The organism is Erythrobacter sp. S57(2025), assembly GCF_057365055.1.
Genome location: NZ_CP200299.1, coordinates 596,942 through 614,275 on the forward strand (window position 1 = coordinate 596,942; position 17,334 = coordinate 614,275).

Sequence of the window (17,334 nt, forward strand, 5' to 3'; positions counted from 1 at the left end):
CCATAGCGGTATGCCGGCGAAAAGCCGGTGTTCAGCATGGAGTTCGCGTCAAAATGCGCAGGGGTTACAAGAAATGCGAAATTTCTTCAGATCGCCAGCGCTTACGCTTCCTTCTTGCGCTTGGCTTTCTTGCGCTCATGCGGGCAGAGCAGGGTCTTGCGCAAACGGATGGACAGCGGGGTTACCTCGACCATCTCGTCATCGTCGATGTAAGCGATCGATTGTTCCAACGTCATGCGACGCGGCGGCGTGAGGCGGATTGCGTCATCCTTGCCCGTAGAGCGAACGTTAGAAAGCTGCTTGGCCTTCATCGGGTTCACTTCGAGATCGTCGGGCTTGGCATTCTCACCGATCACCATGCCTTCATAGACTTTCATCGCAGGGCCGACGAACATCTCGCCGCGCTCTTCGAGCATGTTAAGCGCGTAGGCGTTGCTTTCGCCATCGCCATTGGAGATCAGAACGCCGTTGTTCCGCCCACCGACTGCGCCTTTATAGGGGCCGTACTTCTCGAATAGTCGGTTCATGATGCCTGTGCCGCGCGTGTCGGACAGGAATTCGCCGTGATAGCCGATAAGTCCACGTGATGGAGCAGAGAAGGTGATGCGGGTCTTGCCTTGGCCAGACGGACGCATTTCAGCAAGGTCCGCTTTACGCTTTTGCATTTTCTCAACGACGGTGCCGGAATGCTCATCATCCACGTCGATCACGACGGTTTCATATGGCTCCGTGCGCTGGCCGTCTTCTTCGCGGAAGAGAACTTTGGGACGTGAAATGCCCAGCTCAAAACCCTCACGGCGCATCGTTTCGATGAGGACGCCCAACTGCAATTCCCCGCGGCCTGCGACTTCGAACGCGTCTTTGTCGTCTGCTTCGGTGACGCGGATGGCGACGTTGGTCTCTGCTTCGCGCAGCAAGCGGTCGCGGATCATGCGGCTCGTAACCTTGCTGCCTTCGCGGCCTGCGAGCGGACTGTCATTGACAGAGAAGCGCATGGCGAGTGTTGGCGGATCAATCGGTTGGGCGGCAATGGGTTCGGAAACCGATGGGTCACAGATCGTGTTCGACACGGTTGCCTTTTCGAGGCCAGCCATCGCGATGATGTCACCGGCTTGTGCGGTTTCAACGGGAACACGTTCCAGCCCGTCAAAGCTCATAAGTTTGGTCGCGCGACCCACTTCGACCACATTACCATCCATGTCTATCGCGTGGATCGGATCGTTGATCTTGATCGTGCCCGATTGGACGCGGCCTGTGAGAACCCGGCCCATGAAATTATCACGGTCTAGCAAAGTCGCAAGGAAGCTGAACTTGCCATCTGTATCAAGGCCGGGCGCGGGCACGTGCTTGGTGATGAGTTCGAACAACGGCTCAAGATTGCCATCGCGAGCGCTTTCATCATCGCTGGCATAGCCATCACGGCCTGATGCGAAGAGCGATGGGAAGTCGAGCTGTTCATCGCTTGCATCGAGCGATGCAAACAGGTCGAACACTTCGTCGAGCACTTCTTGTGGGCGGCCATCAGGACGGTCGATCTTGTTGACGACGACGATAGGTTTGAGGCCGAGCGCCAGCGCTTTGCCGGTCACAAACTTGGTCTGCGGCATCGCGCCCTCTGCGCTGTCGACCAGCAGGATCACACCGTCGACCATGCTGAGGATACGTTCCACTTCCGCGCCAAAGTCGGCGTGGCCTGGTGTATCGACGATGTTGATGCGGGTGGTCTCGCCGTCGGGGCCTTCCCATTCAACACTAGTGCACTTGGCAAGAATGGTGATGCCGCGCTCCTTTTCGAGATCGCCGGAATCCATCGCGCGTTCCTCAACGCGTTGATTCTCGCGGAAGGTGCCCGATTGACGGAAGAGTTGATCCACCAAAGTGGTCTTGCCGTGGTCAACGTGAGCGATAATTGCGACATTGCGCAAAGAAGAAGGCGCTTTTGACATTTTCTCAGAATTTCTCGTCAGGGCCGGTCGAACATAGCCGTTTGACCGGGCGTTGGATGCGTATCGGATGCCCAATGGGCATTTAGGAGGTGTTAGTGGCGGGTCTGCATCACGGCTGCGGACGCTACGGAAAGCACTCCAGCCAGCTATTTGGTGTTGCATTGCACCATAAATTTGAAATCTGCCGCGCCGCCTAGCGCAGTGAGAGCAGGGCGGCAAGCAAAGACGCCCATTGACCACTTGGTAGGGAGGATAAGGGTGTGACGGTGTTGCAACAATGCCCGCCTGACCCGCGCATTTCCGCGCGTTAGCTGCTTGTGGCAAGTGTAACACTCGCGTATCACCGAAACCAATCGGGATCGTTATGGAAGCATCTGGGGATGCGCAAAAATCCAAGCGAGGCCCGGTGGATTTGAGGAGAGGACATCCCATGCGTTCCATTACTTCCGGCGCTGCCGGGTCGTATAAACTTACCCTGCTCGCTGGCGCGGCAGCCTTTGCTGTCACCGCACCGACCACCGCTTTCGCTCAAGATGCAGAGGAAGACGTTGGTCTCGAAGCACCTGAGAACAACAACCAGATCATCGTAACCGCATCGAAGCGCGAACAGACGCTTCAAGAAACCCCAATCTCGGTTTCTGTGACTAGCGGTGAAACGCTTGAGAATGCGCAAATTCGCGACGTGCTTGACCTGCAGACGGTTACGCCTTCGCTGCGTGTTAGCCAGTTGCAGACGTCTTCGGCATCGACCTTCATCATTCGTGGTTTTGGTAATGGCGATAACAACTTCGGTATTGAACCTTCGGTGGGCGTCTTCATTGACGGCGTGTTCCGTTCGCGTTCTGCAGCTGCACTGGGCGATCTTCCCAATGTGCAGCGCATCGAAGTTTTGAACGGCCCGCAATCGACTCTGTTTGGTAAGAACGCTTCTGCCGGTGTTATTTCGGTCGTCACGCGTGAGCCGCAGTTTGACTTCGGTGGCAGCATCGAAGCTGTTTATGGCAACTTCAACACCTTCGTTTTGAAGGGCGACATTACCGGCCCGATCAGCGACAACATCGCATTCTCAATCGACGGTAACCTTCAAAAGCGCGATGGTTATTCGACCATCGTCAATCTCGATGAAGAGCAGAACAACCGCGATCGCTGGGCGGTTCGTGGTCAGCTGCTGATCGAGCCAAGCCCTGATTTCAAAATCCGCGCGATTGCCGATTATTCGGAAATTGACGAGGTTTGCTGTCAGGTAGGCACGCTGGTTTCTGGTCCCGTATCAGGCGCCATCAACGCAGTGGGCGGCCAGATTGGTTCGCCAGAAGACTTCTTCAATCGTGAAGCCTTCCTGAACTTTGTTCCAACCAACCAGGTCGAAAACTACGGCGCCTCGATCCAGATGGACTACCAGCTGGGGGCGATCTCGCTGACGTCGATCACGGCGTATCGTGAACTGCGCAACTTCTTCCTGTCGGACATCGACTACACCAGCGCATCGATCGCGACTGAAACGCGCGATCAGGCAGTCGACACCTTCACTCAGGAATTCCGGATCACGTCTGATTTTGACGGTCCGATCAACTTCCTGCTTGGCGGCTACTATTTCGATGAGAAAATCTCGCAAGACAGCGCCATCCAAAACGGCGACGACATTCGAGATGTCTTCGAACTGCTCGCAGGCGGTAACCCAGCTGATGTTCTCTCCGGTGCACCATCGGTGTTTAACGGCGTTGAACAAGGTCTTGGCCTTCCACAGGAAAGCATTTTCCTAACGCCGCTGCTCTCGGAAGAAACCTTCCGTATGGAGAACACTTCGTATTCGATCTTCGGTACGGTTGATTTTGAGCCTGTCGATGGTCTCGTATTCACCGCTGGGTTCAACTACACGGACGACTCAAAGGATTTCGCGCTGTCGCAAGTCAGCCCCGATCCACTGGGTCAGGTAAACTTGGTTGATGCGTTCATCACTGGTGCGACTGCGGCTAACCCAGGTTTGCCAACAGTGACCGACCGTGCTGGTTTCCAAGCGCTTCCAGCCGCGGTCCAAGCGGGTCTATTGGCAGCTGCTCTTGATCCTGCGCAGAACCCATTGATCGGTCTGCAAGGCTTCCAATTCCAGCCACCATTCCTCACCATTCCAAACGCTGTCGAAGATGGCCGGACCCGTGATGATGAACTGACCTATCTGCTTCGCGCAGCCTATCAGGTGTCGAACGAAGTCAACGTCTACGCCAGCTACGCAACCGGCTTTAAGGCAAGCTCGGTCAACCTGTCGCGTGACAGCCGTCCGTCCAGCGCTGACTTTGTCGCTGGCCCTGGTGGTTCGACATTCGCAGCGCCATCGTCGCCTATCCTAGATGCTGGTCTGGCCATTCCAAACCTTAGCTCAGGTTCGCGTTTCGCAGGGCCTGAAGAAGCCGAGGTCTATGAAATCGGCATTAAGGGACAGTGGGACGGCGTTGGCTTCAACCTCGCTCTGTTCGACCAGACGATTGATGGTTTCCAAAGCCTCGCCTTCACCGGCACCGGCTTTGCACTTCAAAACGCTGGTAGTCAGTCGGTTTCGGGTATGGAATTCGACGCAACGATCGTCCCAACCGATGGTCTGGTGCTGACATTTGCTCTGACCTATCTTGATCCGCTGTTCGACGATTTCCCCGGCAGCGTCTTGGGTGATCTGACCGGCGTTCGTCCGGCTGGTATTCCAGAAATCGCAATTGCGACCTCGGCTACCTACACGCATGAATGGGATAGCGGCACGCAGCTTATCACGCGCATCGACTACAACCATGAAAGCAACACGCCGATCAATAACGGTCTGCCAACCTTCAACGCAGGTCTGGGCAACACCCAGATCTTCGACCGTGAAGTGAATTTGGTGAACACGTCGATCACGCTGCGTTTGAACAATGGCCTCGAACTGGGTGCGTTTGCGCGTAACCTGCTCGACGATGAGTTCATCACGACGGTGTTTGACGGCGTTGCACAGGCCGGCACGGTTTCGGGTTACCCGAACCAGCCACGCACCTATGGCGGCGTTGTTCGCTTCAAGTTCTGATCGATCAAACGATCATTCACCTAGCAAAAGGGGCTCCGCCAGCGATGGCGGGGCCCTTTTTCTTATGCACAATGGTAAATGGGCTGGTGTTGCCCCGACGCCCAAAATGTGAATGTTACCCAGTCTTTATCTTAGGGGATCGAATATGGAATGGATGATTATGCCGCTCAAACGCTACGCTGATTTCAGCGGGCGTTCGCGGCGCAAAGAATATTGGATGTTTGTGCTGCTTCAGGTCATTGTCGTGGTGTTCATGGCCATTCTTGTTGGCTTAACAGGCGGCCTCGATGAAAGCGGTGCCAGCACCTTCGGCAGCATTGTGCTCGGCTTGATGGCTCTGATCTATCTTGGTCTATTCTTGGTCCCCGGTATTGCGGTGCAGGTGCGCCGTTTCCACGATCAGGATAAATCGGGCTGGTTCGTGCTGCTGGGTTTCATCCCTTATGTCGGCGGACTCATCGTGTTCGTGTTCATGTGTTTGGAGGGAACTCCGGGACCCAACCAATATGGACCCGATCCCAAAGGACGCGGCGACGAGGCTGTGTTTGAGTAAGGACGCAATTTAGCAATCGATAGAAAAGGGCGGGACCGAAGGGTTTCCCGCCCTTTTCTCTTGTTACCGGCGAAAGCGCCTTGCCTAATTCTGTTCGGTATGGTGGTCTGCCATCTGGTTCAGAACCGAGGGGATTTTTCATGGATTATGCGGGTTTTTGGATACGGGTCGTAGCGTATCTGATCGATGCCGTTGTGCTTACGCTGTATCAAATGATTGTGTACGGGATATTTGGTGTCTCGATGTTTGGTGCAACGTCACTAGACCCGGCCGCAGCCGAGGCGTTTGAATCGACTGGTGGCATCATTGCTTATCTGATCGTGTTGATTGGTGGTCTTGCGTATTTCGTGGTGCTTGAAAGCTCTGCAAAGCAAGGCACGCTGGGCAAAATGGCCCTTGGTCTGATTGTGACCAATGAGCAGGGGCAGCGCATTACACCTCTGCGCGCTTTGGGACGTTACTTTGCCAAGCTCCTGTCATGGCTCATCATGGGTATTGGCTACATCATGGTCGCGTTCACGGAAGAGAAGACAGGTCTGCACGACATTATCTGCACCACGCGTGTGGTGAAGGGTAAGCCGGGCCAAGTCGGTCACGACACTGCGGTTTTCGAATAGTTTTTGATGGAAAGCGGGGGGCAGCGCCTCCCGCTTCGCCTACAATTCTCTGAGCGCCTGAGCAGGTTTTGCCCGCAGTAGGGGCAGCGAACCGCCGAGCGCAAAGGCTAGGACCATAACAAGACCCAGCCCCAAAACGCTCAGGACAACGCCCCAATCGGGCAGCCAGTCAAATTCAAACAGCTGGGTGATCACCACCCAAGCCAGCCCCGATCCCAGCGCCAGCGCCACCAGCGCAAGCGATGCGGCAATCAGGCCGTATTCGGCGAGTTGCAAGCCAAGTATCTGCCTGCGGCTTGCGCCCAGCACGCGAAGGACGACCGTGTCATAGGTCCGCGCCGCACGTGCCGCTGCAATTGCGCCCATCAATACGGCGAGGCCAGCCAGCACGGCCACAGCTGCCGCTGCCAAAGTCGCAAGGCCAACCTGCTCCAGCAAAGTGCGCGCTTGTGTTAGCACTTCGCCCACTTCGACGACTGAGCTTGATGGGAATTCCTGCACCATTGTGCGCAGCAATGGTCCGCGTGCGCCGTCATCTGTGCCTTCAGGCAGATCAATCGTCGCTGCCAGTTTATGGGGGGCGTCGGAGATCGCATTGCGAGAGAAGACGAGCGTGAAGTTGAAACCCATCGTCTCCCAGTCGATTTCACGCATGTTTGCGATCCGCACATCGCGCTCTGATCCCAGAATTCCGATAGTGATCATGTCGCCCACTTCTAGCCCGGCAGCATCGGCAAATTGCTTGTCGATGGAGACCAATGGCTCGCCAGCGTGATCGGCATCCCACCATTCACCATCAATGACGCGGCTGCCAACAGGGGCGGCATCGGCATAGGTGATGCCGCGCTCTCCGCGCAGCGCCCATGCGCCGTCGGGGATTTCCTCAAGGTCAGCGGTCCGCTGCATCTCGCCTTCTGGACCGAATGCAAGGACAGCGCCGCGCAATGTCGGCACGAGGCGCATTTCCGCTTCGGGGAAGGGGGTGGAGACAATTTCGCGGAACCGCTCTTCGCCTTCGGGAGGCACGTCGATCACAAAGTAATCGGGCGCCTCTTGCGGAACGCGGCTTTGGATATTGCCGTCAATCGCGCTTTGGATTGCCGCCAGCAGGACGAAAGCAGCCAGACCAAAACCCAGCGCAGTGACAAGCGCAGATGTCGGCGCGCCGGGTCGATGGATATTGGCCAAGGCAGAGCGCAGCAACGGGTTGGACGGACGCGGCAAGTTGCGCGCTGCGTATTGCAGGCCGAGACCTAGTCCGGCGAGCAGGATCAACGCGCCGCCTGCTCCGATCAGAAATCCTCCAGAGAGTATCGGCTGCGCGGTTGTCAGCAATGCCAGAGCGCAAATTGCGACCAAGCCCAGGCCAGTAGCGATCAATGCTCTCTTATCGCGAGATAGCGGCGTGATGCGGCTGCGCATCAATGCCATGGCAGGGAAAGAGCGAGCGCGCAGCAAAGGTGCAGCGGCAAAGGCGAAGGCGACCAGCACACCGTAAGTGCCCGCGAGCAGCAAGGGTGCAGGCTCAATCACAAAGCCGCTTTCAACCGGCAGCAGCCCCTGCAATGCGGAGCCAAGCAACGGCGTAACCAGCACACCCGTGGCAAGACCCAGCGCGCTTCCCAGCAGGGCAGCAACCGCGATCTGGATCGCATAAATGCGCACAATATCGCGTGAGGACGCGCCCAGCACTTTGAGCGTCGCAATGCTTGCACGGCGTTGGTCGAGATAAGACGATACGCCGCCCGCAATCCCGATCCCTGCGATCACCAGCGCGGCAAGGCCCACCAGCGTCAAAAAGTCACTCATCTGGCGCACGAACCGGTCTGCTCCCGGTGAAGCGCGGTCGCGGGTGCGGAAATCAAACCCTGCATTGGGAAAGGCATCGGTCAGCGCTTCTTCAACCGCTTCAGGATCAGCCCCAGCATCATCAAACGCGATGCGATATTTGCTTTGGTAAAGCGATCCGGGCCCAATTAGGCCCGCTTGTTCGGGCAGAGACTTTGCGACAAGCACCGTTGGGCCAAGCTGAAAGCCTTCGGATAGTCGGTCCGGCTCATTTTCGATAACGCCCGCTGCGCGCAATGTCGCTGTGCCCATGCGAAATGTGTCGCCGACTTGGATATCGAGCCTGTCGAGCGCGCCTTGCGCCAGATAGGCGTCATTGGCGCTGGGTGCGCCCGGCTCAGTGCCATCGACAAGGGTAAAGCTGCCAAATAGCGGCCAATTTTCGGCGATGGCTTTCAATTCAACAGGTGCAGCTGCATCATCGGTGCTCGCCATCGCCTGCATCCGGTAACCGCCCGACAGCTCGCCATATTCGCTAAGCGCGGTTAGCTCTTCTTCGGATAGGTCGCGCTGCCAAACTTCGACTTCGAGATCGCCGCCTAATAGCTCGCGCCCCGACGATTGCAATTCGCGCTCGATTGAGGCGGTGAGGGTGCCGATGGCTGAAAGAGCAGCTGTGCCGAGGAAGATGCACACCAGCAGCAAGCGCAGGCCCTTAAACCGCGCATTGAGATCACGCCGGGCAATCTGCCACGCAGCGCCCCATGATAGACCTTCAGCGGCGCTGGCGCTCATTCTGCGGCTTCCTGCGCGCGGATGGAGGTGCCGGGACGGTCAGAGACGATCACACCGTCCGCCATTGTCAGCACGCGCTCGCACTGCTCAGCAAGGGCGGGATCGTGGGTGATGATCAGCAATGTCGCGCCGGTTTCAGCGCGCCTTGCAAAGAGCAGTTCGACGATTTCCTCGCCTGTGCTCACATCCAGATTGCCAGTTGGCTCATCGGCAAAGATCAATTGCGGCCGCGGTGCGGTGGCTCGGGCGATGGCAACGCGCTGTTGCTCTCCGCCTGAAAGCTGCGTTGGATAATGCTCTGTGCGGTGGCCAAGGCCAACGGCTTCCAATTCTGCTTTGGCGCGCGGGGAAGCATCAGCGCTACCCGCCAGCTCCATCGGCGTTGCGACATTTTCGGTCGCGGTCATGGTGGGCAGCAGGTGGAAGGCTTGGAGAACAATTCCGATCCGACCGCGTCGTGCCGCAGCAAGGCCATCTTCATTGAGGTTCGCAAAATCCTGCCCCGCAACGGTCAGCTCCCCGCCTGAGGCGCGCTCAAGCCCCGACAGAACTGCCATGAGCGAGCTCTTGCCAGAACCCGAAGGCCCCAGCAGCGCGACGACTTCGCCATTGGCGATATCGAGGTCGATACCGCGCAGGATATCAACCGGCGCATCTTGGCTTCCGAGCGTCAGAGTGAGATTGCGGGCGCAAATCGCGAGATCAGCGCCATGGGCGAGGGTGGGGCTTGTAGGATTGGTCACGGACACCAGATGGGATAGAGATTGGTTTCAAACAAGGTTGAAGGCGTAAGGTTCGCAGATGAATATAGGCTTCTTGCAGAAACGCGCGACAATGGCGCTTGGTTTCCCGATCATTTTGGCGCTTGCCGCATGTGGTGCCGAGGCCCCTGTTGCGGAAGCGCCCACGGGTGAGATTGCTGCGGACGAAATGGTCATCCCGGTGATGGGCGAAGAGGTCTCTATCATTGCGTTTGGCGACAGCCTGTTCGCGGGATACGGTCTGTCCGATCCCGAAAGCGACAGCTATCCAGCAAAGCTCGAAGCGGCGATGCGCGCAAACGGCATCAACGCCGCAATTACCAATGCAGGCGTTTCAGGTGATACCAGCGCGGCGGGTTTGAGTAGGCTGGCCTTTACGCTCGATGCGCAGGAAGAAAAGCCAGACTTTTTCATACTTGAGCTGGGCGGCAATGATCTGCTGCGTGGCCTCTCACCAGACGAGACACGTGCAAATTTTGTGGCGATGCTCGATATTCTGCGTGAGCGAGAAATTCCCGTGCTACTGATGGGCATGCGCGCGCCTGCCAATTACGGACCGGAATATGTCGCGCAATATGATGAGATGTATGGATCGCTGGCCAATGAATATGGCACGGCGCTGATTCCGTTCTGGCTCGAAGACGTTTACGAAGATGCGAGCCTGTTCCAGAATGATCGCATTCACCCCACCGCCGAAGGGATTGAGGCAATTGTCGCCTCAACGCTGGATGATGTGATCGAAGCGCTGCCCGAAACAGAAGATGAGGGCTAGAGCCGCTCCAGCGTGCCGTCGCTGACCCGCCATACAGCGGCTTCGCCTTCGATCTCAGCAAATGGGGCAAGCTCTGTCCCGGTCATCCACACTTGCGCCTTCCCAGCGCGCAAGCGGCTGAACAGTTCGCTGCGGCGCACTGGGTCCAGATGCGCGGCGACTTCATCGAGCAAGAGCACGCTGGGGCGGCCTGATGCGGCGAGCACGCCGTGGGCAAGGGTAATCGCAATCAGCATAGCCTTTTGCTCACCTGTGGAGCACGAAGCGGCAGGTTGATCGGAACTTGCCATCACGACTTCTAACTCATCGCGATTAGGTCCGGAAAGCGCGCGGCCCGCTGCTGCATCGCGCGGGCGGCTGCGGGTTAACTCTGCCAGCAACTCAGCCGGATCAATCGGGCCGCCGGGGCGATAGGTTAGAGTGGGTTTAGCGAAGGGCTCTGGCGGCAAAGCGGATAATTCATCGCTCAGATAGGCAATCAGGCGCGATCGGGTTTGCGCGACCTGGCTGCCATGCTGCGCCACTTGCGCCTCAATTGCGTCAAGCCAGCGCGCATCGCCGCGTTCCTCCAGCAGCCTGTTACGTTCGCGAAGAGCAGTTTCAAGGCTGCTTACTGCTTTTGCGTGGGCGGGCTCGATAGCCAGCGCCATGCGATCAAGGAAACGCCTGCGCGCGCCTGCGCTGTCAGTGAACAATCCGTCCATCGCCGGGGTCAGCCATGATACCGCATGCCATTCCGATAGAGCACTGGCGCTGGCATCTGCGCCGTTGATACGCACGAGGCGGCGGGTTGGTCGCTCCGCCTGAGTGTATGTGCCAATGCGCGCGGAGATCTGGCCTTGCTCGATAAGGCTTGCACCAATCGCGAATGCGCCGGGAGGATCATCAGAATTATCGCGCTGGGCCACCTCGCCCAGTGCCGCGCGCCGCAGCCCGCGCCCCGGACTGAGCAGCGAAATCGCCTCAAGCACATTGGTTTTGCCTGCACCGTTCTCCCCCACAAGCAAATTGAAATGCGCCGTGTCACCCAGCTCGGATGCTGCATGGTTGCGGAAGTTTTGAAGAGTGATCTTTGCGAGCGCCATACTTGCTTAGCGGCCTAGCACGCAGCGCATCAAAGGCCAGAATTGCTTTCGACTTATCCAACGGACAATTATCGAAAAGCAATAAATACCAACACTTGGGAAAAAATCCCAATCTTTCGGTTTGATGAACAACGCGTAAATTTCTGTATCACGCGAAAACCGCAGAAATCCGCCGTTTTTCGAGTTTGGCACACCTCCTGCAGTGTACTTGGCATCCAAGGGAGACACCCACGGAACCGAACAAAACTTGAAATTGGAGACTTAAAATGACCGCCACTAACTTCTCAAACCGTTTCGCAGCTGCAGCTTTCTCAGTTGTTATCTCTGCCGCGATGTTTGCTTACGCAATCGTACCAGCAACCCCAACCTTCGCCTGAACATTCAAACAGGCACACGAAAAATGGAGACCCTCACCATGTTAAATACAGACCTCACCAACCGCCTCTTCGCCGCCGCTTTTTCGGTCGTGCTGTCAGCAGGCTTCTTCGCATACGCCATCGTACCGGCCAGCCCGACGATCGTCTGATCTGCGAAACCAACCAATCAAGTACCCAAGAATTTAAGGAGACCCACGAAAATGTACTCGTTCTTTGAACTTTCAGGCACGACAGGCGCACGTTTAAGCGCTGCGGTCGCTGCCCTGGCAATCACCGCGATCATGATGGCAACCGCTATCGTTCCTGCAAGTCCTGCTGCAAGCCTCACTATGGGAGCCCTGGCATGAACAACCTAACTCCCAACAATGGCGGCGGCCTTCGCCTCGACAAGCATGACGGCAAAGTCTTCGGCGTATGCTCAGGTCTTGCAAACTGGTCAGGTGTAGATGCTCTTTGGTGGCGTCTGGGATTTGTCGGAACAACACTGCTTGGTTTTGGACTTCCGGTCCTGATCTACATCGCTATCGCATTGATCGCAGACTAACAGGCGTGGCACCACAAAGCTGAACCCGGTTTTCGTAACGGGCCACGCCTAACAGTCTAAAAAACCGGGAGGGGCCAGATGGCCCCTCTTTTTTTTGAAGCTTTGCCTTCAATCACATCGCGCTGATGCCGCCATCCAGCTTCATCTCTGCGCCCGTCATGAACCGGCTTTCATCGCTGGCGAGATAGACCACCGCATTGGCGATATCATTGGGTTCGCCTACAAACTTGAGCGGAATTTGCCGCGCGAGCTTCTCCAGCAGCACATCCTTATCGAGCTGCGCAGACTTAGCCGTGCCGTCGAGGATCGGCGTATCAACAAAGGTCGGGTGGATCGAATTGCAGCGGATCTGCATGTTCTTCTTCGCACAATGCAGCGCGATCGATTTCGACAACATCCAAACACTCGCCTTTGAGGCATTGTAAGCGGGCATCGTGTCGCTGGCGATCAGACCTGCAATACTGGAGATGTTGACGATAGAGCCTGGCGCATGTTCGCGCATCAAGGGAAGCGCTTTCTGGCAGCCGTGAAAGATCGAATCCACGTTGATTGAAAAGCAACGCTGCCAGTCTTCGAAGGTGCAGGCTTCGATATTGCCTGGCACACCGATGCCCGCATTGTTCACCAGCACATTTAGGCCGCCAATATGCTCGCGCGCCGCGTCGACTGCGGCTTCCCAAGCGGCTGGGTCAGTGACGTCATGCTGGATGCTATAGGCCGTGCCAGCGCCCATTTCTGCATTGACGATCTCCGCCGTTTCCGCTGCGCCATCGCCATTGATATCGGTGACAAGGACGCGCGCGCCCTCTTGCGCGAGCCGAATGCAATGCGCGCGGCCAAGCCCCTGCGCGCCGCCGGTAACAATCGCGAGTTTGCCTTCGCAGCGTTTCGTCATGATCCAATTTCTCCCAAATATTCTGGTGTAAGCAGCATAGCGATGCGCACGTCCACGCCGTGGCCTTCTTCGCGCCACTTGGCAACGAAACTGCTTAGCTCGCTGAGTTTGACACGGTGCACATTGATGTTTTCGCTATCGACCCCGCCGCCCTTGCCCACTTTGGTAAGGCCAGTGGCGCGCAGCAGAGTGAAGCTTTCAGAGACCATGCCTGGGGAGGAGTAGAACTCGCCCAGCACATCCAATTTGCCAGCTTTGTAACCGGTCTCTTCCTCAAGCTCACGCGCGGCAGCAACGGTCGCCGCTTCGCCTTCGCCGCCCGCATCATCACCAACAAGACCTGCGGGAATTTCGAGACAGAACTTGCCCAAGGGGACGCGATATTGGCTGACGAGGATAACATAGCGTGTGCCATCTGCGTCTTCATCAATCGCAATGATCGCAGCGGCACGAATTCCCCGCGCGCGGCCCACATATTCCCACCGACCGCGTGTCTTCGCGGTGATAAAGCGGCCTTCCCAGCGCGTTTGCTCTGGCTTGTCCGCATCAGAATCGCGGATCAGTTCAATGTCTTCCATGAAGGAGGGCTTAGACCTCGATCAAGCGGTCGGGAAGCTCGTTTTCGTCTTCGTCACCGCGTGGGAAATGCTCCGACAAGACGAAGCCTACATCGCGTACGCCGGCGGCCATGCCTTCAGCCACGCGGCCCTGTTTGATCTCTTTGAGCATGTCGACCATCGCTTCGCCCCAGACCTCGGCCTCAACCTTTTCGGCGATTGGCCAGTCCGCGACGATCTCAGCGCGGTGTTCGGACATGGAGAGGTAGATAAGAATGCCGGTGCGGCCATGGGTGCGGCGCTCGGCTCCGACTTTGAAGTGCTTGATTGCCTGATTGTGGCAGCGCGCTGTCTTTACAGGCGCGGGGATGAGGGCAAAGCGCAAGGGGTCCCATTGCAGCGCTGCCCATGTGACTGCGAAGGCGAGGAGGCCAAGACCGATCGTCATGCTCGCCAGTTCTCCGGTGGTCCATTCATGCGCCCAGCCACCGATCAAACTGTCCCATAGGTTTAGGAAGGGCTGAGGGAAGGCTGCAAAGGCGCTCATCGCGGTGAAGGAAAGCGCTGCGGCCCAGACCATCACTACGTCTGAATATCCATCGGAACGGTCCGCGAGCACGGTAAGTATCTCGCCTGATGTGCTGAGTTCAGCCTCACCCACGGCATCGGATACGATTTTGTGCTGCTCTTCAGTCAAATAAGCCATGGATTACCATCCCCCTGAGGCGCCGCCGCCTCCAAATGAGCCGCCGCCACCAGAGAAGCCTCCGCCAAAGCCGCCTCCTCCGCCAAAGCCACCACCGCCTCCGCCGCCGCGCATCGCGCCGCGAAGGACTGCGCTGCCGACTTCCCAAAGGATAATGTCGCGCGCTGTGCGGCCCCAGCCATCGTCATCGTCGTCCCAATCGTCATCATCATCGCGTCGCTTGCCGCGTCTGTTCCCCCAGGGGCCTTTTTTGCGCTTGCGATATTTGCGTCGGCGAGAGCCACCACGAACGATCGGTAGGACGAAGAAGAAGAACATGAATCCGAGCCAGATCAGTGTACCGATAGGAAATCCGCCATCGGTATTGCGCGTTTCTTGCGCCTGCTGAGTGACGCGCTGGGCCTCATCCGGCGACAGTTCGAGCTGCGCAATGATCGCGTCCGTGCCCGCAAGAATGCCTCCCGGATAGTCGTTATCGCGAAAGCGGGGGATGATCGTGTTCTGGATAATCAGCGCTGAGAAAGCGTCAGTCAGATAGCCTTCGAGCCCATAGCCGACTTCGATCCGAACCTTGCGTTCATTAGGAGCGACCAGCAGCAGCGCGCCATCGTTTCGCTCGGCATCGCCAAGGCCCCATTCTCGCCCCAACTGGTATCCGTAATCGGCAATATCATAACCTTGAAGATCGGGCACAGTTGCGACGACCAATTGTCGCTGAGATTGCGCCTCCAATGCAGCCAGTTTGGCGGTAAGTTCGCTTTCTTGCGCGGGTGAAAGCAGGTCAGCATTGTCGACCACGCGCCCGGTCAATGCGGGGAAGTCTTGCGCGGCCGCAGGAACGCTTAAGAGCGCCGCAAATGCCGTGATGATGAGAAGAACAATGCGCACTACCAACTCCCGCTCGCGCCGCCGCCGCCAAAGGATCCGCCACCGCCAGAAAAACTGCTCGAGGATGAGCGGCTGCTGGACCGTGAGGATGATGAAACTCGAACCCGGCCGGTGCTATTGGAATAGCTGCGGGAAGATGATCCTGAGCGTATCCCGTACACGATCACTAGAAAAACGAACAAACCTGGCATGGTGAGCAACAGCGGAACGAGCCACAGATTGCGTTGCCCCTTTTCAGCCTGAGCTTGCACGATGGAGCGCGCTTCTTCTTCTGGCATACTCAGATGCGCAATGATCGCATCCGTGCCCGCCTGAATGCCGCCTGCGAAATCGCCGTCGCGAAAGCTTGGCACAAGTTCTTTGCGAATAATCACCGAGGAAAAAGCGTCCGTCAAAATGCCTTCCAATCCATATCCGACTTCGATCCTCGTTTGCCTGTCATTGGGCGCCACGATCAGCAGCACGCCATCATTTCGCTCCGCATCGCCAATCCCCCATTCTCGCCCAAGCTGATAACCATAAAAGGCAATGTCGTTGCCTTCGAGATCTGCAATGGTCGCGACAACCATTTGCTTTTGCGTGTCGGCTTCGAATTGCTCCAGCTGCGTTGTCAACTCAGCTTCAATATCTGCAGGGATAATGTCGGCCTGATCGACAACGCGGCCCGATAACTCGGGAAAAGTTTGGGCCATCGCAGGCGACGCGATAAACGCCGCAAGCAATGCGACCCAAGCAAAGAGGCGCGGGCCCACTATCAGTTAGAAGTCATATCGATAGTTGGAGCTTCCTCTGCGCCTTCGGTGACGGCTGAATAGGGTGCAAGTGGCTCTGCGCCGTGAATGATGTTTGCACCGATCGTATCAGGGAATGTGCGGATCGTGGTGTTATAGGCACGCACGGATTCGTTATAGTCACGGATCGCAACCGCGATGCGATTTTCCGTGCCTTCGAGCTGGCTTTGCAGCGCGAGATAGTTCTGGTTTGACTGGATCGTTGGATAGGCTTCAAAACTTGCGAGCAAGCGGCCAATTCCTTGACCCAGCTGCCCTTGAGCTGCTGCGAATTCTTCCATCTTGGCTGCGTCGCCCAGATCATCAGCGCTGATGTTGATCCCGGTTGCACGCGCGCGCGCCTCTGTCACCTCAGTCAGGATGCCGCGTTCGTTCTCCGCTGCACCTTGCGCCACCTCGACAAGGTTAGGGATCAGGTTCGCCCGGCGCTGAAACTGCGCTTCGACATCAGCCCATTTCGCTTTCGCCTCTTCTTCAGCCGCTGGAACCGAGTTTATCCCGCATGCCGCGAGCGTGAGTGAAATGGCTGCGACGACAGCGCCGCGAGCGAAGTTGCGCAAATTCATGTGTATCCCTCCAAAGGTCTGCCGAGCCTTAGGCGCTGCGACATGTAAACTCCTGTATTGTTTATATAGCACACCCTTGACCGCTTTCAAGCGCGCGGCCACTTGGCAGCCCGGGCAGAACCTGCAAAATAGGCAACGTTCGGGTTGAACAGTTAGGGGATCACTATGCTTACGGAATTCAAGGAATTTATTGCCAAAGGCAATGTTATGGAACTGGCCGTTGCGGTCATTATCGCAGGCGCTTTCGCCGTGATTGTCGCATCGCTGACCAATGATATGATTATGCCGATTGTGGGCATGATTTTCGGCGATGTCGACTTTAGCAGCAAATACACCGTTCTTTCCGGTGCTGAGCTGGTTGAGCCGGGCATGTCACTCGAAGCTGCGCGTGAAGCGGGCGCTAATGTCCTCGCATGGGGCGCGTTTGTGACCTCGATCATCAACTTCGTGATCTTGGCCTTCATCATATTCATGCTCGTGCGCTACGCGACGAAGGTGCAAAAGCGCTTTGAAGCACCCGCAGAAGAAGAAGCGCCAGCTGGTCCAACTGAGATCGAACTGCTGACGGAAATTCGCGATAGCTTGAAAAAGTAATTTCAAACCAAGCTTTGAAAGCGCCCGCGCGGTCTTTGCCGACCGCGCGG

General features: G+C 57.1%; 19 protein-coding genes. 9 read left to right on the forward strand and 10 right to left on the reverse strand.

What is annotated here, in order from left to right; translation table 11 throughout:
* Window positions 1-101: 101 nt before the first annotated feature.
* The gene (typA, locus tag AC0V6N_RS02780) at window positions 102-1,946 is read right to left on the reverse strand and encodes a translational GTPase TypA (RefSeq protein ID WP_486170068.1); all 1,845 of its coding nucleotides are present in this window, start codon (window positions 1,944-1,946) and stop codon (window positions 102-104) included.
* 430 nt (window positions 1,947-2,376) lie between these two features.
* Between typA and AC0V6N_RS02785 the strand changes: the two genes are divergently transcribed.
* The 3 genes from AC0V6N_RS02785 (at window position 2,377) to AC0V6N_RS02795 (ending at window position 6,165) form a co-directional block, all read left to right on the forward strand.
* On the forward strand, window positions 2,377-4,995 hold the full coding sequence (locus tag AC0V6N_RS02785; protein ID WP_486170069.1) for a TonB-dependent receptor: 2,619 nt from the start codon (window positions 2,377-2,379) through the stop codon (window positions 4,993-4,995).
* A 145-nt stretch (window positions 4,996-5,140) separates the two neighbouring features.
* Window positions 5,141-5,548, forward strand: coding sequence for a DUF805 domain-containing protein (locus AC0V6N_RS02790; RefSeq protein ID WP_486170070.1), 408 nt, complete (start codon window positions 5,141-5,143; stop codon window positions 5,546-5,548).
* Window positions 5,549-5,688: 140 nt separating this feature from the next.
* The gene (locus AC0V6N_RS02795) at window positions 5,689-6,165 is read left to right on the forward strand and encodes an RDD family protein (protein ID WP_486170071.1); all 477 of its coding nucleotides are present in this window, start codon (window positions 5,689-5,691) and stop codon (window positions 6,163-6,165) included.
* Window positions 6,166-6,204: 39 nt separating this feature from the next.
* Here AC0V6N_RS02795 and AC0V6N_RS02800 read toward each other — a convergent pair whose 3' ends face one another.
* Entirely contained in the window at window positions 6,205-8,748 is a 2,544-nt protein-coding gene (locus tag AC0V6N_RS02800; protein ID WP_486170072.1) for an ABC transporter permease, read from the reverse strand.
* Window positions 8,745-9,491, reverse strand: a complete 747-nt coding sequence (locus tag AC0V6N_RS02805) for an ABC transporter ATP-binding protein (protein WP_486170073.1) — start codon at window positions 9,489-9,491, stop codon at window positions 8,745-8,747. The genes AC0V6N_RS02800 and AC0V6N_RS02805 overlap by 4 nt, the downstream gene beginning before the upstream one ends.
* 91 nt (window positions 9,492-9,582) lie before the next feature.
* On the opposite strand from AC0V6N_RS02805, the gene AC0V6N_RS02810 reads away from it, so the two are divergent.
* Window positions 9,583-10,281: an arylesterase gene (locus AC0V6N_RS02810; RefSeq protein ID WP_486170074.1), complete on the forward strand. Its 699-nt coding sequence runs from the start codon at window positions 9,583-9,585 to the stop codon at window positions 10,279-10,281.
* Here the strand turns inward: AC0V6N_RS02810 and recF are convergent.
* On the reverse strand, window positions 10,278-11,366 hold the full coding sequence (recF, locus tag AC0V6N_RS02815) for a DNA replication/repair protein RecF (protein WP_486170075.1): 1,089 nt from the start codon (window positions 11,364-11,366) through the stop codon (window positions 10,278-10,280). The genes AC0V6N_RS02810 and recF overlap by 4 nt on opposite strands.
* Window positions 11,367-11,632: 266 nt before the next feature.
* On the opposite strand from recF, the gene AC0V6N_RS02820 reads away from it, so the two are divergent.
* From AC0V6N_RS02820 to AC0V6N_RS02835, 4 genes are read left to right on the forward strand one after another with little or no spacing between them, the layout of a single operon-like run.
* Window positions 11,633-11,743 (forward strand): enoyl-CoA hydratase, encoded by a 111-nt coding sequence (locus AC0V6N_RS02820; protein WP_486170076.1) that lies wholly within the window; start codon window positions 11,633-11,635, stop codon window positions 11,741-11,743.
* Between the two features lie 38 nt (window positions 11,744-11,781).
* Window positions 11,782-11,892 (forward strand): enoyl-CoA hydratase, encoded by a 111-nt coding sequence (locus tag AC0V6N_RS02825; protein WP_486170077.1) that lies wholly within the window; start codon window positions 11,782-11,784, stop codon window positions 11,890-11,892.
* Window positions 11,893-11,943: 51 nt separating this feature from the next.
* Window positions 11,944-12,090 (forward strand): hypothetical protein, encoded by a 147-nt coding sequence (locus AC0V6N_RS02830; RefSeq protein WP_486170078.1) that lies wholly within the window; start codon window positions 11,944-11,946, stop codon window positions 12,088-12,090.
* Window positions 12,087-12,287, forward strand: coding sequence for a PspC domain-containing protein (locus tag AC0V6N_RS02835; protein WP_486170079.1), 201 nt, complete (start codon window positions 12,087-12,089; stop codon window positions 12,285-12,287). The genes AC0V6N_RS02830 and AC0V6N_RS02835 overlap by 4 nt, the downstream gene beginning before the upstream one ends.
* A gap of 112 nt (window positions 12,288-12,399) precedes the next feature.
* Here the strand turns inward: AC0V6N_RS02835 and AC0V6N_RS02840 are convergent, their stop codons facing one another.
* The 6 genes from AC0V6N_RS02840 to AC0V6N_RS02865 all read right to left on the reverse strand — a co-directional run bounded on the left by AC0V6N_RS02840 (window position 12,400) and on the right by AC0V6N_RS02865 (window position 16,690).
* A complete protein-coding gene (locus AC0V6N_RS02840) occupies window positions 12,400-13,182 on the reverse strand; it encodes an SDR family oxidoreductase (RefSeq protein WP_486170080.1) in 783 nt (260 codons plus the stop codon).
* Window positions 13,179-13,760: an NUDIX hydrolase gene (locus tag AC0V6N_RS02845; protein WP_486170081.1), complete on the reverse strand. Its 582-nt coding sequence runs from the start codon at window positions 13,758-13,760 to the stop codon at window positions 13,179-13,181. Before AC0V6N_RS02845 ends, AC0V6N_RS02840 begins: the two co-directional genes overlap by 4 nt.
* Before the next feature lie 10 nt (window positions 13,761-13,770).
* The gene (locus tag AC0V6N_RS02850) at window positions 13,771-14,445 is read right to left on the reverse strand and encodes a TPM domain-containing protein (protein ID WP_486170082.1); all 675 of its coding nucleotides are present in this window, start codon (window positions 14,443-14,445) and stop codon (window positions 13,771-13,773) included.
* Window positions 14,446-14,448: 3 nt separating this feature from the next.
* Window positions 14,449-15,333, reverse strand: a complete 885-nt coding sequence (locus AC0V6N_RS02855; protein WP_486170083.1) for a TPM domain-containing protein — start codon at window positions 15,331-15,333, stop codon at window positions 14,449-14,451.
* A complete protein-coding gene (locus tag AC0V6N_RS02860) occupies window positions 15,333-16,025 on the reverse strand; it encodes a TPM domain-containing protein (protein WP_486170084.1) in 693 nt (230 codons plus the stop codon). Before AC0V6N_RS02860 ends, AC0V6N_RS02855 begins: the two co-directional genes overlap by 1 nt.
* Before the next feature lie 62 nt (window positions 16,026-16,087).
* Entirely contained in the window at window positions 16,088-16,690 is a 603-nt protein-coding gene (locus tag AC0V6N_RS02865) for a LemA family protein (protein WP_486170085.1), read from the reverse strand.
* Window positions 16,691-16,855: 165 nt separating this feature from the next.
* Here AC0V6N_RS02865 and mscL point away from each other — a divergent pair, with 165 nt between their 5' ends.
* Window positions 16,856-17,284, forward strand: a complete 429-nt coding sequence (gene mscL, locus AC0V6N_RS02870) for a large conductance mechanosensitive channel protein MscL (protein ID WP_486170086.1) — start codon at window positions 16,856-16,858, stop codon at window positions 17,282-17,284.
* The last annotated feature ends 50 nt before the right edge of the window (window positions 17,285-17,334 follow it).